The sequence below is a fragment of the Proteus cibi genome (genome assembly GCF_003144405.1).
Classification (GTDB): domain Bacteria; phylum Pseudomonadota; class Gammaproteobacteria; order Enterobacterales; family Enterobacteriaceae; genus Proteus; species Proteus cibi.
This window is the reverse complement of sequence record NZ_PENW01000033.1, coordinates 18,467-39,740: the sequence shown is the minus strand read 5'-3', so window position 1 is coordinate 39,740 and position 21,274 is coordinate 18,467. Positions and strand designations below refer to the sequence as shown.

At 38.4% G+C, this 21,274-nt stretch carries 18 protein-coding genes; 14 read left to right on the top strand and 4 right to left on the bottom strand.

Features of this window, described 5'->3' with window-relative positions; genetic code table 11:
• Positions 1-2 precede the first annotated feature (2 nt).
• The 4 genes from truC to DK865_RS16675 all read left to right on the top strand — a co-directional run bounded on the left by truC (position 3) and on the right by DK865_RS16675 (position 4,735).
• Entirely contained in the window at positions 3-767 is a 765-nt protein-coding gene (gene truC, locus DK865_RS16690; RefSeq protein ID WP_109392384.1) for a tRNA pseudouridine(65) synthase TruC, read from the top strand.
• A 302-nt stretch (positions 768-1,069) separates the two neighbouring features.
• Positions 1,070-2,515: a PTS glucose transporter subunit IIBC gene (ptsG, locus tag DK865_RS16685; RefSeq protein WP_109392383.1), complete on the top strand. Its 1,446-nt coding sequence runs from the start codon at positions 1,070-1,072 to the stop codon at positions 2,513-2,515.
• A 155-nt stretch (positions 2,516-2,670) separates the two neighbouring features.
• Positions 2,671-4,197 (top strand): hypothetical protein, encoded by a 1,527-nt coding sequence (locus DK865_RS16680; protein WP_109392382.1) that lies wholly within the window; start codon positions 2,671-2,673, stop codon positions 4,195-4,197.
• Positions 4,198-4,291: 94 nt separating this feature from the next.
• Positions 4,292-4,735: a flavodoxin gene (locus DK865_RS16675; protein ID WP_109392381.1), complete on the top strand. Its 444-nt coding sequence runs from the start codon at positions 4,292-4,294 to the stop codon at positions 4,733-4,735.
• Positions 4,736-4,881: 146 nt separating this feature from the next.
• On the opposite strand, the gene DK865_RS16670 is transcribed toward DK865_RS16675, so the two are convergent.
• The 4 genes from DK865_RS16670 to map all read right to left on the bottom strand — a co-directional run bounded on the left by DK865_RS16670 (position 4,882) and on the right by map (position 9,794).
• Positions 4,882-5,268 (bottom strand): DUF3461 family protein, encoded by a 387-nt coding sequence (locus DK865_RS16670; RefSeq protein ID WP_023582716.1) that lies wholly within the window; start codon positions 5,266-5,268, stop codon positions 4,882-4,884.
• A 70-nt stretch (positions 5,269-5,338) separates the two neighbouring features.
• Positions 5,339-6,163: a 2,3,4,5-tetrahydropyridine-2,6-dicarboxylate N-succinyltransferase gene (dapD, locus tag DK865_RS16665; RefSeq protein ID WP_023582715.1), complete on the bottom strand. Its 825-nt coding sequence runs from the start codon at positions 6,161-6,163 to the stop codon at positions 5,339-5,341.
• 34 nt (positions 6,164-6,197) lie between these two features.
• Complete coding sequence (gene glnD / locus DK865_RS16660) at positions 6,198-8,843, bottom strand: bifunctional uridylyltransferase/uridylyl-removing protein GlnD (protein WP_109392380.1); 2,646 nt, start codon at positions 8,841-8,843, stop codon at positions 6,198-6,200.
• 153 nt (positions 8,844-8,996) lie between these two features.
• The gene (map, locus tag DK865_RS16655) at positions 8,997-9,794 is read right to left on the bottom strand and encodes a type I methionyl aminopeptidase (RefSeq protein WP_023582713.1); all 798 of its coding nucleotides are present in this window, start codon (positions 9,792-9,794) and stop codon (positions 8,997-8,999) included.
• A 596-nt stretch (positions 9,795-10,390) separates the two neighbouring features.
• On the opposite strand from map, the gene rpsB reads away from it, so the two are divergent.
• The 10 genes from rpsB (at position 10,391) to DK865_RS16605 (ending at position 21,272) form a co-directional block, all read left to right on the top strand.
• Positions 10,391-11,116, top strand: a complete 726-nt coding sequence (rpsB, locus tag DK865_RS16650; protein WP_023582712.1) for a 30S ribosomal protein S2 — start codon at positions 10,391-10,393, stop codon at positions 11,114-11,116.
• 135 nt (positions 11,117-11,251) lie between these two features.
• Positions 11,252-12,103 carry a translation elongation factor Ts gene (gene tsf, locus DK865_RS16645; RefSeq protein WP_023582711.1) on the top strand — a complete coding sequence of 284 codons (852 nt, stop codon included), beginning with the start codon at positions 11,252-11,254 and terminating at the stop codon, positions 12,101-12,103.
• A 136-nt stretch (positions 12,104-12,239) separates the two neighbouring features.
• Complete coding sequence (gene pyrH / locus DK865_RS16640; protein WP_023582710.1) at positions 12,240-12,968, top strand: UMP kinase; 729 nt, start codon at positions 12,240-12,242, stop codon at positions 12,966-12,968.
• A gap of 112 nt (positions 12,969-13,080) precedes the next feature.
• A complete protein-coding gene (frr, locus tag DK865_RS16635) occupies positions 13,081-13,638 on the top strand; it encodes a ribosome recycling factor (RefSeq protein ID WP_036913811.1) in 558 nt (185 codons plus the stop codon).
• Between the two features lie 193 nt (positions 13,639-13,831).
• Positions 13,832-15,025: a 1-deoxy-D-xylulose-5-phosphate reductoisomerase gene (ispC, locus tag DK865_RS16630; RefSeq protein ID WP_109392379.1), complete on the top strand. Its 1,194-nt coding sequence runs from the start codon at positions 13,832-13,834 to the stop codon at positions 15,023-15,025.
• A gap of 283 nt (positions 15,026-15,308) precedes the next feature.
• Entirely contained in the window at positions 15,309-16,010 is a 702-nt protein-coding gene (gene uppS, locus DK865_RS16625; protein WP_023582707.1) for a polyprenyl diphosphate synthase, read from the top strand.
• A gap of 1 nt (position 16,011) precedes the next feature.
• Positions 16,012-16,875, top strand: coding sequence for a phosphatidate cytidylyltransferase (cdsA, locus tag DK865_RS16620; protein WP_109392378.1), 864 nt, complete (start codon positions 16,012-16,014; stop codon positions 16,873-16,875).
• A 9-nt stretch (positions 16,876-16,884) separates the two neighbouring features.
• Positions 16,885-18,237, top strand: coding sequence for a sigma E protease regulator RseP (gene rseP / locus DK865_RS16615; RefSeq protein WP_023582706.1), 1,353 nt, complete (start codon positions 16,885-16,887; stop codon positions 18,235-18,237).
• A gap of 39 nt (positions 18,238-18,276) precedes the next feature.
• Positions 18,277-20,682: an outer membrane protein assembly factor BamA gene (gene bamA, locus DK865_RS16610; protein ID WP_109392377.1), complete on the top strand. Its 2,406-nt coding sequence runs from the start codon at positions 18,277-18,279 to the stop codon at positions 20,680-20,682.
• A 92-nt stretch (positions 20,683-20,774) separates the two neighbouring features.
• Positions 20,775-21,272, top strand: a complete 498-nt coding sequence (locus tag DK865_RS16605) for an OmpH family outer membrane protein (RefSeq protein ID WP_036934019.1) — start codon at positions 20,775-20,777, stop codon at positions 21,270-21,272.
• Positions 21,273-21,274: the final 2 nt, after the last annotated feature.

The window sequence follows — 21,274 nt, the reverse complement described above, 5'->3', positions numbered from 1 at the left end:
TAATGCTAGATATTATTTATCAAGATGAGCATCTTGTTGCGGTGAATAAACCTGCGGGTTGGCTTGTTCACCGCAGTTGGTTAGACAGGCATGAAACAGTGTTTGTAATGCAGACTCTAAGAGATCAAATCGGACAACATGTTTTTCCGGTGCATCGTCTAGATAGACCTACATCAGGTGTTCTATTAATGGCACTTTCTTCTGATGTTGCTAGGGCGCTATCTCAATGTTTTGAACAACATAAAACAGAAAAAATTTATCATGCTGTTGTTCGAGGATACGTTGAAGAAGCATCTGTTATTGATAGCCCTTTAGTCGAGGAACTCGACAAAATTGCAGACAAATTTGCAACTCAACCTCCGAAAGTTCAAGATTGCGTGACGCACTGCCAGCCGTTAGGTATTGTTGAAAAAGAGGTTGCGATTGGGCGCTATCCTACATCTCGATTTAGTTTATTAGAGCTACGTCCTGAAACGGGGCGCAAGCATCAATTACGTCGGCATATGTCTCATATTCGACACCCAATTATTGGTGATACTGCTCATGGTGATTTACGCCAAAACCGTGGTGTTGTAAATCATTTTCAATCTCATCGCTTGATGTTACATGCAAGCCATCTAAACTTAATTCATCCAATCACATTGCAACCACTTAACTTAACGGCTAAATGGGATCTGCCTTGGCAACACCTAATTAATCAATTTGGTTGGCGTGGGTTAAGACCTGAATTAGAGCAGTATGGTGAAGATTTAGCTCATCATTTTTAATTCTTTTCTTAATTTCAAATATTACTTACTCAGCGTGACTATTAAGGCTTTTTTACTTAAGTCTTAATGGTTTGCGCAAATTTATAATCTATTTTAACTATTTGTAAAATATATAATTCTATTAATTGATCTGATCACATGTTTGAAACGTGACAGCTATCATGTATTCATTAAGCGATTTATTTTATGATGTAAAATAAATAAGGCTTATCATTAGATAAGTTTATGAAATAAAACCCACGCTACTTTAAACAAATAAAAACTTACAACATATAAAAACCCACATTCCGGGAGTCTGCTTGATGTTTAAAAACCTATTTGTTGTTTTACAAAAAATCGGAAAGTCCTTGATGTTACCGGTATCTGTACTGCCAGTTGCCGGTATTTTATTAGGGGTTGGTTCCGCGGATCTTTCATGGATCCCATCTTCTGTTTCTCAAGTTATGGCAGAGGCTGGTGGTTCGGTTTTCTCTAATATGCCACTTATTTTTGCCATTGGTGTTGCGTTAGGTTTTACCAATAATGACGGGGTATCAGCACTGGCCTCTGTTGTGGCTTATGGCATTATGTCTAAAACCATGATTGTGGTTGCTCCTTGGGTTTTAGGTTTAACACCAGCTGAAATTGAGACTCAACACCTTACCGATACAGGAGTATTGGGAGGGATCATTGCTGGTATTATTGCTGCCTCTATGTTTAACCGTTTTTATCGAATTAAATTACCTGAATATTTAGGCTTTTTCGCAGGAAAACGTTTTGTGCCTATTATTTCAGGTTTAATCGCTATTTTTGTTGGGATTATCTTAGCCTTTATTTGGCCTCCTATTGGTACCGCTATCCAACGTTTTTCTGAGTGGGCTGCGTATCAAAATCCTGCCGTCGCTTTTGGTATTTATGGTGTTGTAGAGCGTGCATTAGTGCCATTTGGTTTACACCATATCTGGAATGTACCGTTCCAAATGCAAGTGGGTGAATATGTAAATAGTGCAGGACAAGTATTCCATGGTGATATTCCTCGCTATATGGCGGGAGACCCTACTGCGGGTATGTTGTCAGGTGGCTTTTTATTTAAGATGTTTGGTTTGCCAGCGGCGGCTATTGCGATATGGCATTCAGCACGTCCTGAGAATCGTGTAAAAGTGGGGGGTATCATGATTTCTGCGGCATTAACTGCCTTCTTAACAGGGATCACTGAACCTATCGAATTCTCATTTATGTTCGTCGCACCCATTCTTTATGTTATTCACGCCATTTTAGCGGGCTTAGCATTTGTTATTTGTATCTTGTTAGGTATGCGTGATGGTACGAGTTTCTCTCATGGTTTAATTGACTTTATCGTATTGAGTGGCAATAGCAGTAAACTGTATCTATTCCCAATTATTGGCATACTTTATGCGATAACTTATTACTCTATTTTCCGTTTCTTAATCGTCAAACTAAACCTGAAAACCCCAGGTCGAGAAGTGGAAGATAAAAATGCAAAACAAGCTGATAAAAGTGCGATGGGACAATCTTTAGTCGCTGCGTTTGGTGGTAAAGACAATATTAGTAGTTTAGATGCTTGTATTACTCGTTTACGTATTGGTGTTAAAGAAATTGAAAAAGTCGATCGTGATGAGTTGAAAAGACTCGGTGCCGCAGGGGTTGTGGTCGTTGGCTCGGGTATTCAAGCAATTTTTGGCCCTAAATCAGATAACTTAAAAACCGAAATGGATGAATATATTCGGTCTTTAGGTTCAAATGAGTAATGAATAGTGTCTGTTAATTAAAAAAACACGCTCAAATTTACTATTGAGCGTGTTTTTTTATATTATAATTTCAGTAAATAAAATTCTTTTTTGAAATGATTATCATTTATTAAATCGTATTATTTCTATCATTTTAAGTGATAGGAAATATAAAAATGGAAATCCACTTCAAAAATTTAGCCAATGTTTTATCTCCAAATGATAAAAAAGAAAATATATATTTTTTATTATCTTCGAAAATTGTTAACTGCTCTAATTCGCTATCTTTCGATGATTTCTTTATTTTTACTGAAAAAGACAAAAGATCAGGAACGAAAATTTATATTGATAAGTCTATTTTTACTAAAATAGAAAATGAATTAACATTAACTATTAATAATTATATAGATAGTAATCTTAAGCGATTAGATAAGGTTAATAAGGCTAATAATAATCACAAAGACTTATTTTTAAGAGATACAAATAACCAACTTAAACAAGTCGTCAATATCCATTCATTAAATAGTGCGAAAAAATTTATTTCTAGTTTAATTTCAGAAACAAATTCTAAAGATTTAATAAATACAATTTTTAATAAAAGTAAAAATCCAATAATTAATTCTTTTTTTAATAGTGCATTTTTTTCAAAAGTTCAAACTAAATCTATTAATGAAATAGTCAGTAATTTGAAAAATAAAATAATAGAATTAAATGTAGGGTGTAATCTACCATATAAGCCAAAAGAGCATGATATGGTACTCGTTAAACTGGGTAATGGCGAAGCTGCCAGTAATAAATATGTTTATGAGAGCGAAAAAAAGAGTCAAATTGTAAAGCATGATAAGAAAGAAATTTCTTCAATACAATGTAAAGAGATGAGTAAAATAGCACAAAGTGAATTTGAAATACTGTTTAATTTCCTTAATGAAAACATTAAAAAATATCATGATATAATAGATAACTATAATAAATGTATAAAGTTTAATAATATCAATAAGATTTTTAATTCTATTAAAGATGGTGACCTATTATTTGAGCGTATTTATACAGCACTTGATGAAATAGATAAGAATAGATCTATACAAGATTATGCAGATTGTTATCACGAGTTTAAAAAAACATCCGAGGAACTTAATCTGTTTTACAAAAATTATATTAAAAAAATAAATGATGATGTGTTAAAACAAGATGATGTTACTGATTTAGTAAATATGACAAAAAAGATAGAGTCTAATACGGGGTCTTTAAAGATAGATATAGAATTGTTAAAACCTTTCTCTGATAGCTGTAATAACTTTAAAAATGAAATAATAAATGCTAATTCTTCTCTTATTAAAAAGGGAGAGGGCAGTGCCTGCTCTTTGATTACATCAATGGAAGTAAAAACGAATGAATGTAAAAAAATATTATCTGATTGTATAAAAAGAAAAGAATCGGGAATTTTATCTAGGATATATAAATTTATATTCCCTAAAAAACATAATGATGCAATGAAATCATTAAATGAACATCTCAATAAAATTGAGGATATATCACGTTATCTTAGTCATTATGATATTAATCAGAATGACACTTTTTCACAGAGTGAAATTATTGCGATGGTAACGGCAAAATTATCTGAAACACCACCAAGAACATTATTAAGTTATTTATATGGTGAAAATATAAAATGGGATAATTTTAAACGTTCTCTTTTTAATTAGTTGATAATTTAATTTTTTGAGTACAAAGCCGAATTCTTATATGTTAAATTTAAGCTTATTTGATTTTTTCACAATATAATTTGGATAAAATATTATGGCTAAAATCGGCATTTTTGTAGGTACTGTTTATGGCAATGCATTGGCGGTAGCTGAAGAAGCGCAGCGTATTTTGCTTGAGCATAAACATCAAGCCAATATTTATGAAGACGGTACACTCGCAGATTGGCAAAAATATTCAACAGTGCTTGTGATAACGTCAAGTACTGGACAAGGTGATTTACCTGATACCATTGCTCCGCTATTTCATGAATTACGTGATAATGTTGGATATCAGCCAAACCTAAGTTATGGCTTGATTGCCTTAGGTGATAGTAGTTATGACTCTTTTTGTGGCGCAGGAGTGCAATTTGATGAGTTGTTACAAGAACACCAAGCAAAACGTATCGGCGAAATATTAAAAATAGACGGTATGGATGTCGCGGAGCCAGAAGTATTTGCAATTGATTGGCTTGAAAACTGGGTTAATCTATTAGATTAATTAGAGAATAATTTAATATTTAATTGTTTGATAAAATAATGAATTCTATTCTGTATTTAAAACACCGCTTATTTCTGTTTTATACAGTAAGTAAGCGGTGCTTTTCTATAAAACTGACATACATAACAGCTAAAAAGGGGTGGTTATTAACGGCGAGTCAGTTTTTCTAAGTCTGCTTCAATTTCAGCAATTTTATTCGCTACAACATGCTCAAGGTGGCGTAAGTCGTCTAGGATCTTGTGTTTTAAATCGACTTCGACTTGGTCTTGTTGACAAATTTGATCTAATTCTTCAATAACATAACGTAAGTTAGTATTGATTTCATTGACTTCTTTAAAACCTTGTCCTGATTGGCTATCAGCGATCGTTTTACGTTGGCGTGGATATTTAAATTTTACGCTTTTTGCAAAAAATTCACCTTTATCTTTGCGAAAATAGATTTTTAAAATATCGTTATTAGCTTCTTGGCGTAGAGTATAGCGGTCAATATCTTCAGGATGCGGGATCCCTAAATTTTTTAAATTATCGTACATATATTGGCACCTGATAGAAAGATGAGTGAAAGAATAGCGAACAGAATTAATTCTATCCGCTGTTCTTATATTAGTCGATAGTTCTTAACAATTCATTAATACCTACTTTTCCACGCGTTTTTGCGTCAACTTTTTTTACGATCACTGCACAGTAAAGGCTGTAGCTTCCATCTTTAGAGGGTAAATTGCCTGATACAACAACAGAGCCTGCTGGGACTCGACCATAATGCACTTCGCCTGTTTCTCGGTCATAAATCTTGGTACTTTGACCAATATAAACGCCCATTGAAATCACGGCGCCTTCTTCGACAATGACCCCTTCAACAATTTCAGAGCGAGCACCAATAAAGCAGTTGTCTTCAATAATGGTTGGGTTTGCTTGTAGTGGTTCTAAAACACCGCCAATACCCACACCACCAGAGAGGTGGACATTTTTCCCGATCTGAGCGCATGAACCTACCGTTGCCCATGTATCAACCATGCTACCTTCATCGACGTAAGCACCAATGTTGACATAAGATGGCATTAAAACAGTGTTACGAGCGATGTAAGCTCCTTGTCTAACAGCTGCTGGCGGAACAACACGAAAACCTTCTTTCTCAAAACGTGCTTGGTCATAATCAGCGAATTTCATCGGCACTTTGTCAAAATAGCGACTTTCATTGCCATCTATTACTTGATTATGATTAATACGAAAAGAGAGTAGAACCGCTTTTTTTAACCATTGATGAGTCACCCACTGACCGTCAATTTTTTCCGCGACACGCAGTTTTCCGCTGTCTAGCAGTGCAATAACGTTATTAATGGCATCACGAATATGAGGCTCAACGTTGTTTGGAGTGATATCAGCTCGATGTTCGAAGGCGTTATCAATAATAGATTGTAATGCTTGCATCAATAGTATTTCCTATATGTATTGTCGTGGGTTCCTATATTTTATCCTTTGAAACTAGGGCTTTTGTCAACCTTTCTACGACTTCATCCTTCATTTTCTGGTTTAGTGCCTTATTTTCGCTATCGGTTAATACAAAGAAATCCTCAACACGTTCGCCTATTGTGGTTATTCTGGCACCATGTAATGACAGTGAAAGATCAGCAAAAACTTTACCAATAATGGCTAATAATCCCGGACGATCTCGTGCGAATAGTTCCATGTAGGTGCGCTTATTATGGTTGGAAGCGATAAAGTTAATTTTTGTCGGAACATCAAAATGGCGTAATTTAGCTGGTAATGAGCGTGTTTTTGCATTGGCGTTATAAGGGGCAGATACAACTTGGATCAATGCATTGCGAATTGCATTATATCTATCAATCGCCAAAGGTTTGCCATTAGGCTCTAATACAATAAAGGTATCCATAGCCATATTATCGCGGTTAGTAAAAATTTGAGCGTTATGGATACTTAAATTGCGTCTATCTAATTCACCTGCCACCGATGCAAAAAGGGATGGTCTATCGGCACACCAAATAAAGATTTCAGTACCACCATGTTCTGTTTGTTGGCTGATTAACACCATAGGATCAGCGCTATTATGCTCGATTAATGCAAGTGCATGCCATGCAATTTGTTCTGGTGTGTGTCGTAAAAAATAGTCGGCATGGCAACGTCCCCAAATTGCTTGCAATTTATCTTCATCAACCTGTTCTATTCGTAAAATAGTTAGTGCTTGCAAACGATGATGGCGAATACGCTCACGTAAATCAGGAATAGAGTGCATACCTTGGCGTAACTGATTTTCTGTTGATAGAAAAAGTTCACGTAATAGGCTCTGTTTCCAGCTATTCCATAGACTGCTATTGGTTGCACAGATATCCGCAACGGTTAAGCACAAAAGATAACGTAATCGACTCTCATTTTTTACTTCTGATGCGAACTGAAAAATAATGTCAGGATCTTGAATATCACGTCGTTGCGCTGTAACAGACATAAGTAAGTGGTGACTAACAAGCCATTCAACTAAGGCGGATTCTCTCTGATTTAAACCATGTTGTTGTGCAAAAAACGCCACATCTTGTGCGCCAAGAACAGAGTGATCTCCATGACGTCCTTTCGCAATATCATGAAAAAGTGCAGCTAAACGTAGTAATTCAAGTTGCGGTAGTTTTGGGTAGATATCAACACAAAGAGGGTGTTTTTCATGGTTCTCTGGGTGACTAAAGCTTTCAAGTTTTTGTAAAACACGAATGGTATGTTCATCAACGGTATAGGCATGGAATAAATCAAACTGCATTTGACCTACAATATTATTCCATTGCGGGAAATAAGCCGCGAGTACACTGTGTTTATGCATCGGAACAAATGCGCCAGAAACCGCACGAGGATGGCGTAATATCTGCATAAAAACTTGACGTGCGAGAGGGTACTCACATAAAGGCTGTACTAAATGCCGGCGAGCGTAACGTAAATGGCGGAGCGTTGTTGAATAAATTCCAGTGATCTCTTTATGCTCTGCCATACGTAAAAAGAGGCGCATAATAGCGATAGGATCGTCAAGGAAGCAACTGTCATCAACAACATCAATTAAAGAACCTCTTAATTGAAATTCATTGTCTAGAGGACGAGGTTTTACATTAGGTTGTAGAGCAAGAATAGCTTCGTCAAATAACTGAAGTAACATATCATTTAGCTCACTGACTCGACGAGTTACACGATAATAATCCTTCATCATTTTTTCAACGGGCTGATTGCCTTCACCTTCATAATTTAAAAGTTGAGCAACGTTGAGTTGTCTATCAAACAATAGGCGATTGTCATAGCGAGAAAGCACGAGATGGAGAGCAAAACGAATTTTCCATAGCGTGTATTGGCACTCTAATAGCTCTTGTCCTTCTGCTGGTGTTAAAAAGCCAAAATTGACCATTTCAGAAACTGATGCCGCTCCAAAATGACGATGAGCGACCCAAATTAAAGTGTGGATATCACGTAGCCCACCAGGGCTACTTTTGATATCAGGTTCTAGGTTATAACTCGTGCTATGGTATCGCTGATGCCTCTGTTTTTGTTCTTCAACTTTTGCAGCAAAAAAATCAGGTGATGGCCAAAATCCTTGGCTAAAAATATGATTAATTAATTGCTGATAAAGTGAATTATTTCCACAAATAAGGCGTGCTTCTAGTAAGTTTGTTGCAACGGTTAAGTCTGAAAGACCTTCTAACAGACATTCTTCCATTGTTCTAACACTGGCACCAATTTCAAGGCGTACATCCCACAGTAATGTAATGAGCTTGCTGACTTTATCTTCAGCCTTAGGTGATAACAGTGTTTCACTTAAAAAGAGAAGATCAATATCAGAAAGCGGATGTAACTCTTGTCTGCCATAACCACCGACCGCAATGATACTAAGATCAGGGTAATCGGATAGCTGTGTATAGTGCCACAATTGTGTTAAGAGTTGGTCAATGAAATGGCTACGGGCTTGAAGTAATAAGGCAACATCAACATCATGATGAAAGGCATCTGCTAACCAAGACTGAAATTGTTCAATAGATTGCTTAAGTTTAGCGCAATCTAGGGTGTTTTCTGTCAGCAAAAAAGGGGAAGGGGGCGGTGTTTGAAATGCATTTTTATTAGTCATTATTCGTCTTCTTTCTCAATGTTTGCTTATGATATTAAGACTAATGTTAAAACGATAACCTGACTAGTGATTCTGCTGTTGCATCGTAAATAAAATAAAAAAAGCGACACATCTCGAAAAAATATGTCGCTTTTACATTTTTCGCTAAAAAACTTAGGCGTTGACTAATACCGCAGAAATAAAGGGTTCTTCTTCTTTGCGTAGTGTCATGATTTCACAGCCATTATCAGTAACAACTAACGTATGTTCGTATTGTGCTGACCAACCTCTGTCTTTAGTTTTAACCGTCCAGCCGTCTTTCATTGTACGAATACGGTAATCACCTGTGTTTACCATTGGCTCGATAGTGAATGCCATGCCTTTTTGTAACACAACACCACTATCATCTGCATCATAGTGTAGAACTTGAGGTTCTTCATGGAATCCTTCACCAATACCATGACCACAATATTCACGAACAACAGAATAGTCATGACCTTCAACAAATTTTTGAATGGCTTTACCCAGTTCACGTAAGCGAATACCTGGCTTAACCATTTTGATTGCCAGATAAAGACTTTCTTGAGTGATACGACATAAGCGTTCACCTTGGATTGTTGGTTTACCTACGATAAACATTTTTGAGGTGTCGCCATGAAACCCTTCTTTAATGACAGTGACATCAATATTCACGATATCACCCTCTTTAAGGATTTTTTCTTCGCTAGGAATACCGTGGCAAATAACATCGTTAACTGAAATACAGACTGATTTAGGGAAACCATGATAGTTAAGACAAGCAGGAATAGCCTGTTGTACGTTAACAATATGCTCATGACAAATACGGTCTAATTCAGCGGTGTTGACACCCGGTTTTACGAACGGTGCGATAATTTCAAGAACTTCTGCCGCAAGACGACCTGCGACGCGCATTTTTTGAATATCTTCTTCTGTCTTGATTACAATAGCCATTTGAGTTCTTCGTCTAGATTAAAAGCCACAATACGAATTAGATAATACACTTTGTTGTATTCATATTTTGTATTGCAGGTTAAATGAATGATGATGAGAAATAATTCTGATTACCATTTATGATATCAGCAGAAAGTAGGTGTGCCAATAAAGAGGATGTGTGCAATCTGTCTGATATCGAGAATAATGACGAACATTACGCCTTCTTAATCTGATTGTCTTTACATATTGCGCTTTTCTATTGGTGTTTTTCTAGCAAATTGATATTAGAGCAATATTTATTATCATTGCGTGAATACCGCTTTTTCCTTTGTTCAAATGATGTGTCTTTATGCCAAATAAGCCTATGGCAAACGTAAGTAATAGTGGTTTCTTGAGGTTATTTATGGTATAAAGCGCGCCGGAGTTCTGTTATTGCATCACACAGTGGGTAATAGCAGTAAATCTGAAACATTCAATTGTGTTAATTACACACACAAATCGGCACATAACGCCGGGGTGCTCTTATGTAAAGGTCAAACCTTTACAGCTGATGAGTCGGTCGTATGGGATTTGTGGACGAAATAACCCCAAATTTAAATTTATAGAGGTCTAAAATGGCAACTGTTTCAATGCGCGATATGCTGCAAGCCGGTGTTCACTTCGGTCACCAAACTCGTTACTGGAATCCAAAAATGAAACCATTCATCTTTGGTGCGCGTAACAAAGTTCATATCATTAACTTGGAAAAAACGGTTCCAATGTTCAATGAAGCTCTGGTTGAACTGAACAAAATTGCTTCTCGTAAAGGCAAAATCCTGTTTGTTGGTACTAAGCGCTCTGCCGTTGAAGCTGTTAAAGAAGCAGCAGAAAGCTGTGACCAGTTTTATGTAAACCACCGCTGGTTAGGCGGTATGCTGACTAACTGGAAAACTGTTCGTCAGTCAATCAAACGCCTGAAAGATTTAGAATCACAATCTCAGGACGGTACTTTTGACAAACTGACCAAGAAAGAAGCGTTAATGCGTTCTCGTGAACTTGGTAAGTTAGAAAACAGCCTGGGTGGTATCAAAGACATGGGCGGTTTACCTGACGCTCTGTTTGTTATCGATGCTGAACACGAACACATTGCTATCAAAGAAGCAAACAACCTGGGTATTCCAGTATTTGCTATCGTTGATACTAACTCTGATCCAGATGGTATCGACTTCATTATCCCTGGTAATGACGATGCAATCCGTGCGGTTAAATTATATCTGACCGCTGCAGCTACAGCTGTTCGTGAAGGTCGTTCTCAAGATCTGGCTGTTCAGGCTGAAGAAGGCTTAGTCGAAGCTGAATAATAAGGCATGCTCGTAAGAGCCCTTATTTAACCAGGTATTGCTATATATTGGTTAGGGGGCCTCAATAGGCCCCCTTTACACATCTGCTATGAGAACATCTATGGCTAGCCCATAGAAAAGTCGAGGAAGAAACAAATGTCTGGAATTACCGCTGCATTGGTAAAAGAACTGCGTGAACGTACTGGCGCAGGCATGATGGAATGTAAAAAAGCGCTGGTTGAAGCTAATGGTGATATCGAATTAGCAATCGACAACATGCGTAAATCAGGTCAAGCTAAAGCGGCTAAAAAAGCAGGCCGTGTTGCTGCTGAAGGTATCATCCTTGCAGAAGTTGCTGCTGATGGTAAATTCGGTGCGCTGGTTGAACTGAACTGTGAAACAGACTTCGTTGCTAAAGATGCTGGTTTCATCGCTTTCGGTAAAGAAGTTATGGCTACTGTATTAGCAGACAAAACGGATGATATCGAAGCTCTGAAAGCTAAATTCGAAGAAGCACGTACTGCATTAGTTGCTAAAATCGGTGAAAACATCAACATTCGTCGTGTTGCTGTATTAGAAGCTGAAGAGTTAGGTACTTACCTACACGGTGCTCGTATCGGTGTTTTAGTTTCAGCTAAAGGCGCTAACGAAGAACTGATCAAACACATTGCTATGCACGTTGCTGCAAGCAAACCAGAATATGTTCGTCCTGAAGATGTTCCTGCTGATGTTGTTGAACATGAGCACCAAATTCAGATGGATATCGCAATGCAATCCGGTAAACCACGCGAAATCGCAGAAAAAATGGTTATCGGTCGCATGAACAAATTCACCGGTGAGATTTCTCTGACTGGTCAGCATTTCGTAATGGACCCAAGCAAAACTGTTGGCGAACTGCTGAAAGAAAACAATGCTGATGTTATCAACTTCGTTCGTTTCGAAGTGGGTGAAGGTATTGAGAAAGTTGAAGCTGATTTCGCAGCTGAAGTTGCTGCAATGAGCAAATAATAACGCTTAGCGTTAACAGAGCCGCCTAATGGCGGTTCTGTTTTGTTGTAATCTCCACTGGCTGTTTGCTTTTTTTTGTTAAAAAGAGAAGCTATCTAAAACCTCCAATTAACTAATCTGCTTAGGACAGAACACCATGGCTACCAATGCAAAACCTGTATATCAGCGAATTTTATTAAAGCTGAGTGGCGAAGCCCTGCAAGGCGCAGAAGGTTTCGGTATCGATGCGAGCGTACTTGATCGCATGGCTCAGGAAATCAAAGAACTCGTTGAATTAGGTATACAAGTCGGTGTCGTAATTGGCGGTGGTAACTTGTTCCGTGGCGCAGGTCTTGCCGCGGCAGGTATGAACCGTGTTGTGGGTGACCACATGGGAATGCTTGCGACAGTAATGAATGGTTTAGCAATGCGTGATTCATTGCATCGTGCTTATGTAAACGCACGCCTTATGTCAGCATTTCCACTGAATGGTGTCTGCGATAACTATAGTTGGGCAGAAGCAATTAGCTTATTACGCCACGGTCGAGTTGTTATTTTCTCGGCTGGTACAGGCAACCCATTCTTTACTACCGATTCTGCTGCGTGTTTACGCGGTATTGAAATTGAAGCTGACGTTGTATTAAAAGCAACGAAAGTGGACGGAGTTTATTCTGCCGATCCAACCAAAGATCCTGATGCAGTACTTTATGAAACACTGACTTATCAGGATGTATTAGAACGTGAATTGAAAGTCATGGATCTTGCTGCATTCACATTAGCCCGAGATCATAATTTACCTATCCGCGTATTCAATATGAATAAACCGGGTGCATTACGTCGGGTTGTAATGGGTGAAAGTGAAGGAACTTTGATTTCTCACGCTTAATACACAGAGACAACGGTATAATTTGGCGTTAACATCTAGAATACGCCAATTTATTTATGTCGGTATGATTTTATATCGACTGGAAGATAACCAGTTCCCAAGGGTTTATAACGTGATTAATGAAATCAAAAAAGATGCTCAAGAACGCATGGATAAAAGCGTTGAAGCACTAAAAAGCCAGATTAATAAAGTTCGTACTGGTCGTGCGTCTCCTAGCCTTTTAGATGGCATTGTAGTTGAATACTACGGAGCGCCAACCCCATTAAACCAAGTTGCTAACGTTGTTGCAGAAGATGGCCGTACACTGGCGATCACTGTATTCGATCGTACTTTAGCACCGGCTGTTGAAAAAGCGATTATGGCATCAGATTTAGGTTTAAATCCTTCATCTGCGGGAGCCATTATCCGTGTTCCACTGCCTCCATTAACTGAAGAACGTCGTAAAGACTTAATCAAAGTTGTTCGTGGTGATGCAGAACAAGGTCGCGTTTCTATTCGTAATATCCGTCGTGATGCTAACGATAAAGTCAAAGCATTACTGAAAGATAAAGAAATCAGCGAAGATGATGAACGCCGTTCACAAGATGACATTCAGAAGTTAACTGACATGTTCATTAAAAAAATTGATGATGCATTAGCGCTGAAAGAAGCAGAGTTAATGGAATTCTAATTTTTATATCTTTTTTCGATAATGCCGCTCTTTAGCGGCATTATTTTTTAATTATTTATTTGAAAATTCGTGCTTAATACCTTCTTTTGTCACATTATTTATTAAAGTTTTCATCTTTAATCCTCATTTACCTTGCCATACTGATATAATTCTTTTTAATTAAAACGTTGTAGACATACTGATTGATTAATAAATGAAACAAATAACTATATTAGGCTCAACAGGATCTATCGGAACTAGCACTCTTTCCGTCATTGAAAACAATCCTGATGAGTATCAGGTCCTTGCCCTAGCGGCAGGAAAAAATACAGACAAAATGGCACAACAGTGCCTTGCTTTCCAGCCCAAATACGCTGTGATGTCTGATGAAAAAAGTGCAAATCAACTTAAACAGTTACTCGCTAATACATCTTGTAAAACAGAAATTCTATCTGGTTCCCATGCGATCAATGAAATTGCAGCTCTTGATGAAGCTGATCAGGTTATGTCTGCTATAACTGGCGTTGCAGGATTAAAACCGACACTTGCCGCTATTGAAAAAGGTAAAAGAATTCTGTTAGCAAATAAAGAATCGCTGATAACTAGTGGGCGTCTTTTCTTTGATGCAGTTGCTAAATATGGCGCAACAATTTTACCTATTGATAGCGAACATAATGCAATTTATCAAAGCTTACCTAAAGCAATTCAAGAAAATCTAGGTCATGCATCATTAGCTAATGAAGGTGTGACAAGTATTTTGTTAACAGGCTCTGGCGGACCATTTCGCTATACACCATTAGATGAACTGGAAGCAATGACGCCAGATCAAGCGTGTGCGCATCCAAATTGGTCTATGGGGCGTAAAATTTCAGTTGATTCTGCAACGATGATGAATAAAGGGCTTGAGTATATTGAAGCTCGTTACTTCTTTAATGCCTCTGAAGAAGAAATGGAAGTCATTATTCATCCACAATCAGTCATTCACTCAATGGTTCGTTATCGCGATGGCAGTATCATCGCTCAAATCGGTGAACCCGATATGAGAACACCAATTGCATACTCAATGGCTTATCCTCATCGTACTCAATCTGGTGCAAAAGCATTAGATTTCTTTGAGATTCAATCTCTCGAGTTTATTCGTCCAGATTACCAACGTTACCCTTGTTTAGCACTTGCTATTGAAGCGTCAAAGCGTGGGCAAGCGGCAACTACAGTGTTAAATGCGGCTAATGAAGTGGTTGTTGATGCATTTTTACACGAAAAAGTGAAATTTACTGATATTGCTAAAATTAATCGCAAAGTTGTTGAACATTTTGACCTATCAGAGCCTCAAAGTATTAATGATGTTCTAGAAATCGATAAATTAGCAAGATTAGAAACACACCAGTTAATCACTCAATTTGTATAATGGTGATTATATTTAATATAGGGTGTTTGTTCGTCTTTCTGGCTAATGGTATAGTTGCCGAATCACTAAAGACAATAATGAAAATTAACAGTTCATTACTAAGGCTATTGCTTTAGCAACTTTGAGGCTTTGCCAAAGGCCGTGGGTGACACGGTTTTTTTTTGTGCATAGATTATCCGAAGAGGACTGTCTGTATCAGTATCAGATTAGCAAAGGGTTAAATTGAGTGAACTTATCCAGTGACGATTCATCCGCATCAAAACCAAAGCATGTTGCTATCATTATGGATGGCAATGGACGCTGGGCTAAAAAGCAAGGGAAACTCCGAGTAACGGGGCATCGCGCGGGAATTAAAGCAGTTCGGGATGCGGTTAGCTTTTCCGTAAAACACAAAATTGAATCACTAACGTTATATGCATTTAGCAGCGAAAACTGGAATAGACCAGAGCAGGAAGTGAGTTCTCTCATGGAATTATTTGTTTTTGCTTTAGATAACGAAGTGAAAAGCCTGCATAAACACAATGTGAAATTGACGGTCATTGGTGATATCAGTCGTTTTAGTCGCCGTTTACAAGACCGAATTAAAAGTTCTGTGGCACTCACAGCGAATAATACAGGACTTAATTTAAATATTGCGGCTAATTATGGCGGTCGATGGGATATTACTCAAAGCGTAAAACAATTAGCGACATCCCTCGCAAAAGGGGAAATTAGTCTCGAAGATATTAATGAAAATGCAATATCTTCACACCTTTGCTTGCATAATCAGCCTGACGTTGATCTTGTTATTCGTACAGGTGGTGAGCATCGTATAAGTAATTTTCTTATTTGGCAGATTGCTTATGCTGAGCTTTATTTTACACAGGTTTTATGGCCTGATTTTGATGAACAAGTTTTTCAGAATGCATTAGATGCTTTTGCTAAACGGGAAAGACGTTTCGGTGGTACTACATCAGAAACAGATACTATAAATCTGGGAGGATAACTTGCTTAAGTATCGTGTCATCACCGCATTAATTTTAATCCCTATTGTTATTGCAGCACTATTTCTACTTCCTCCAACAGGTTTTGGATTAGTCATTATTGCGATATCAGGCTTAGCGGGTTGGGAATGGGCACAATTTATTGGTTGGCATTCTCAAGGTAAGCGTATTGCGACAGGGATCGGCTTTGCTGCATTGTTACTCGTTATGCAGTTTTCTTTACCTAATTTTGACCACCTACTAGATACTCCAATGATAAAAAATGGTTTGTGGGCGGGCTTAATTTGGTGGGTAGCAGCAATTTTATTAGTTGTAAGTTATCCGAATTCAGCCAATATGTGGAAAAATTCAGTTTTTATTAAGCTATTGTTCGGTATATTGACGATTGTTCCCTTTTATTGTGGCATGATGGCGTTGCGTATGTTGGGTTATAACACGGATAGTTATACCGGTGCATGGTGGCTACTGTATGTCATGTTATTAGTTTGGGCTGCTGACTCTGGTGCTTATGCTTTCGGACGTTTAATGGGTAAGCATAAAATGGCACCTAAAGTATCTCCAGGTAAAACTCTCGAAGGGTTAGTTGGTGGGTTGATTACAGCAGGTGTTGCATCATGGTTATTTACTTATTTTGCACCTGTGGTTGAAGTACCTAATAACTTGTTATTAATATCTGGCGTTGTTGTCATCGTATCAGTGTTTGGTGATCTAGCAGAAAGTATGTTTAAACGTGTTTCAGGCATTAAAGACAGCAGCCAATTGATACCAGGACATGGCGGTGTGCTTGATAGAATTGATAGTTTGACTGCGGCTATCCCAGTCTTTGCAGGATTGGTCTTTCTGATTTCTTCTGGCTTTAAACTATAAAGGTAAGTAATGGGTATCCTGTGGAATCTTGCCGCGTTTATTATCGTTTTAGGTATTTTAATTACGGTACATGAGTTTGGGCATTTTTGGGTAGCTAGGCGCTGTGGTATTTATGTCGAGCGTTTTTCTATTGGTTTTGGAAAAGCAATTTGGCGCAAAATAGATAAACATGGCACTGAATTTGTTATCGCATGGATACCTTTAGGTGGCTATGTAAAAATGTTAGATGAAAGAGTCGCTGAGGTTGCACCTGAGCGTCGTCATCTTGCATTTAATAATAAAACAGTTGGTCAACGTGCTGCGGTTGTTGCCGCAGGACCTATTGCCAACTTTTTGTTAGCGATAGTCGCCTATTGGATAGTTTTTATGATAGGTGTTCCTGCATTAAAACCTATAATTGCAGACATTCGTCCGAATTCTATCGCAGAACAAGCAAAATTAACGCCTGGAATGGAACTAAAATCCGTTGCAGGTATCGAAACGCCTGATCAGAATGCAGTGCGTTTAGCATTAGTCAGTAAAATTGGTGCTAAAGAGGTTTCATTCGTTGTTTCAGATCTAAATTCTCTTTCTGAGAGTGAGAATATACTGAATTTGCAACAATGGAATTTTGATCCTGAAAAACAAGATCCTATCTTGTCCCTAGGGATAATGCCTGTTGGCGCACGGTTAGACTCAAAGATTATTGAGGTTACGAAAGGCTCTGCTGCTGAAAAAGCGGGTTTACAGGCAGGGGATCGTATCGTTAAAGTTGACGGTCAGCCAATTGATACATGGCATCCATTTACTTATTTTGTTCGACAAAGCCCAAATAAAGTCTTGGCGCTTCTTGTTGAACGTAACGGTTCGTCGCTGATGTTGAATATTACACCGACAGCTGTTGCACTGAAAGATGGCACTGAAGTAGGGCAAGTTGGTGCACAGTTACAAATATTACCTCCTGATGAGCAATATTTGATAATGCAGCAATACAACCCATTTTCGGCGCTCTATGAAGCATCTGATAAAACATGGCAGTTGATGGGTTTAACTGTCAAAATGATTGGCAAATTAGTCGTAGGTGACGTCAAATTAACTAACCTTAGTGGGCCTGTGTCTATCGCGAAAGGCGCAGGAATGTCTGCTGATTCTGGTTTTATTTATTATTTGATGTTTATGGCGCTTATTAGTGTCAATTTGGGGATCATTAACTTGTTTCCCCTGCCTGTCTTAGATGGCGGGCACCTGCTTTTCCTGGTTATCGAAAAGATAAAGGGAGGGCCGGTATCTGAGCGTGTACAAGATTTCTGTTATCGTATTGGTATTATGGCACTGATGCTTTTAATGGGACTTGCACTTTTCAATGATTTCTCTCGCTTATAATTGGTAAGCAGAGACCGGTTAGGAAAACACAAAACAACGATGGCGATGAAAAAGTTGCTTATAGCGTCGCTGCTGCTGGGCAGCGCCACTGCATACGGTTCAGACGGATTCGTAGTTCAGGACATTCAATTTGAAGGTCTTCAACGCGTCGCCGTTGGTGCAGCATTACTGAACATGCCTGTCCGGGTTGGAGACTCGGTAGGTAGTGATGATATCAGCCGAACTATCCGTTCATTATTTGCGACAGGAAACTTTGATGATGTTCGTGTCTTGCGTGACGGAAACACTCTGATTGTTCAAGTAAAAGAGCGTCCAACTATTGCCAGCATTACTTTCTCTGGTAACAAAGCAATCAAGGAAGAGATGCTAAAACAGAACCTTGATGCTTCTAACATTCGTATCGGTGAAACACTTGACCGTACAATGCTAGCGAATATCGAGAAAGGGCTTGAAGATTTTTATTATAGTGTTGGTAAATATAATGCAACTGTGAAAGTGGTTGTCACACCGCTTCCTCGTAACCGTGTTGACTTAAAACTTGTGTTTGCAGAGGGTGTTTCAGCAACTATTCAGCAAATCAACATCGTTGGTAATAAAGCGTTTTCTACTGCTGAGCTCGTTAACCGCTTCCAATTACGTGACGATGTTCCTTGGTGGAACTTAGCTGCGGATGAAAAATATCAAAAGCAAAAACTGGCTGGTGACTTAGAAACATTAAGAAGCTTCTATCTTGATCGTGGTTATGCACGTTTCGATATTGAATCAACAAATGTCAGTTTAACACCAGACAAAAAAGGAATTTACATTACCATTAACCTGAAAGAAGGTGATAAATACACAGTAGAAAATACTGAAATCAATGGTAATACAGCGGGCTATACTAAACAAATTGAAGAGCTTATCGAAATTGCACCCGGCTCTCTTTATAATGGCGCGCAAGTCACGAAAACAGAGAATGATATTAAAAATCTGTTAGGGCGTTATGGATATGCTTATCCTCGCGTTATGACAAACCCTGAAATTAATGATGAAAATAAAACAGTGAAACTGCATGTAAACGTAGATGCAGGAAACCGTTTCTATGTTCGTCAAGTACGTTTTGCGGGTAATGACATAACTAAAGACTCTGTTTTACGCCGTGAAATGCGTCAAATGGAAGGTGCATGGTTAGGTAGCGATTTAGTTGAACAAGGTAAAGAGCGTTTAAATCGTTTAGGTTATTTCGAAACGGTTGAAACAGAAACTCAGCGTATTCCAGGTTCTCCTGATCAGGTTGATATCGTCTATCGCGTAAAAGAGCGTAACACGGGCTCTCTTAACTTTGGTGTCGGTTTCGGTACTGAAAGTGGTGTGAGCTTCCAAGTAGGTGTTACTCAAGATAACTGGTTAGGTACAGGTAACGCAGTTGCTATTAACGCGAGTAAAAATGATTACTCAACTTACGCAGAATTATCTGTTACTGACCCATACTTTACCGTTAATGGTGTCAGTTTGGGTGGTCGAATTTTCTATAATGACTTCCGCGCTAATGATGCTGATTTATCGGGTTATACCAATAAATCTTATGGTGTAGACGGTACATTAGGCTTCCCAATTAATGAATATAACTCAGCACGTCTTGGCTTAGGCTATACTCACAATGGTCTGTCACGAATGGAACCTCAGGTTGCAATGTGGCGTTACCTAGAAAGTATGGGGGAAAATCCTGGCTTTGATAAACGTGAGTCGTTTAACGCGGATGACTATACTGTCAGTATGGGGTGGACATTTAATAACTTAAACAAAGGTTTCTTCCCAACATCAGGTGTGAGAAGTAACTTAAGTGGACGTGTGACTGTACCAGGCTCTGACAACAAGTACTATAAAGTGACTTGGGACGGTATGGCGTATTACCCAATTGATGAAAAAGAATCTTGGGTAACCCTGTTTAAAGGTCGTTTAGGCTACGGTGATGGTTTAGGTGGTAAAGAATTACCATTCTATGAAAACTTCTATGCCGGTGGTTCTGGAACCGTTCGTGGTTTCCGTTCAAATAATATCGGTCCTAAAGCCATTTATTTGCAGAAGAATGCAGACGGTACAGTAACACCAAAACCGGGTGAGCCATCTAGCGATGCGGTCGGTGGTAATGCCATGGCTGTGGCAAGTTTTGAACTGATCACTCCAACCCCATTTGTGGATGATAAATACTCATCATCAGTCAGAACATCTTTGTTTGTTGATGCGGGTACTGTATGGGATACCAACTGGAATAGCACTAATGCTAATTGGACCGCAGGTATGCCAGATTACGGTAAGGCAAGTAATATACGTGTTTCAACCGGTGTTGCATTACAATGGTTATCTCCTTTAGGTCCGTTAGTATTCTCTTATGCGAAGCCAATAAAAGATTACGAAGGCGATAAATCAGAGCAATTCCAGTTTAATATTGGTAGAACGTGGTAGCGATGTAAGTAAAGTTGATGCCTGATTCATCATGTTGAAAAAGGCATCCGATTTCTGACAAAAAATTATTTTTGGTTTTAAGGAGTTTAATCGTGAAAAAATTGTTATGTGCCGCTGCCCTAGGAATGGCATTGACCATGTCAGCAGGTGTTCAAGCCGCAGATAAAGTAGGTGTTGTGAACATCGGTCAAGTTCTCCAACAAATTCCTAACCGTGATGCGGTAGAGAAACAATTGGAAAATGAATTCAAATCACGTGACACTGAATTGCAGAACTTAGGTAAAGCATTACAGACCGCTGTTGAGAAATATCAAAAAGACGCACCAACGATGAATGCAACACAACGTGCAAATACAGAGAAAGATCTGGTTGCTAAACGTGAAGCATACGCACAAAAAGCACAAGCTTTTGAGCAAGACTTTAGCCGTCGTCAAGCTGAAGAACGTAACAAAATCATGAAACGTGTATTAGACGCTGTTGATGCAGTAGCGAAGAAAGAAGGCTATGATGTGATCCTTGATGCTAACACTGTACCTTATTTCGCAGATGGTAAAGATATTACTGCTCAGGTTCAAAAACAGGTTAAATAATA

Coding starts and splice junctions, on each gene's coding strand:
- glnD (WP_109392380.1), bottom strand. CDS start 8,843: ATGACTAATAAAAATGCATTTCAAACACCGCCCCCTTCCCCTTTTTTG.
- rseP (WP_023582706.1), top strand. CDS start 16,885: ATGGGTATCCTGTGGAATCTTGCCGCGTTTATTATCGTTTTAGGTATT.
- dapD (WP_023582715.1), bottom strand. CDS start 6,163: ATGCAAGCATTACAATCTATTATTGATAACGCCTTCGAACATCGAGCT.
- DK865_RS16675 (WP_109392381.1), top strand. CDS start 4,292: ATGGCTAAAATCGGCATTTTTGTAGGTACTGTTTATGGCAATGCATTG.
- DK865_RS16680 (WP_109392382.1), top strand. CDS start 2,671: ATGGAAATCCACTTCAAAAATTTAGCCAATGTTTTATCTCCAAATGAT.
- ispC (WP_109392379.1), top strand. CDS start 13,832: ATGAAACAAATAACTATATTAGGCTCAACAGGATCTATCGGAACTAGC.
- map (WP_023582713.1), bottom strand. CDS start 9,794: ATGGCTATTGTAATCAAGACAGAAGAAGATATTCAAAAAATGCGCGTC.
- rpsB (WP_023582712.1), top strand. CDS start 10,391: ATGGCAACTGTTTCAATGCGCGATATGCTGCAAGCCGGTGTTCACTTC.
- uppS (WP_023582707.1), top strand. CDS start 15,309: ATGGATGGCAATGGACGCTGGGCTAAAAAGCAAGGGAAACTCCGAGTA.
- tsf (WP_023582711.1), top strand. CDS start 11,252: ATGTCTGGAATTACCGCTGCATTGGTAAAAGAACTGCGTGAACGTACT.
- pyrH (WP_023582710.1), top strand. CDS start 12,240: ATGGCTACCAATGCAAAACCTGTATATCAGCGAATTTTATTAAAGCTG.
- DK865_RS16670 (WP_023582716.1), bottom strand. CDS start 5,268: ATGTACGATAATTTAAAAAATTTAGGGATCCCGCATCCTGAAGATATT.
- bamA (WP_109392377.1), top strand. CDS start 18,277: ATGGCGATGAAAAAGTTGCTTATAGCGTCGCTGCTGCTGGGCAGCGCC.
- ptsG (WP_109392383.1), top strand. CDS start 1,070: ATGTTTAAAAACCTATTTGTTGTTTTACAAAAAATCGGAAAGTCCTTG.
- truC (WP_109392384.1), top strand. CDS start 3: ATGCTAGATATTATTTATCAAGATGAGCATCTTGTTGCGGTGAATAAA.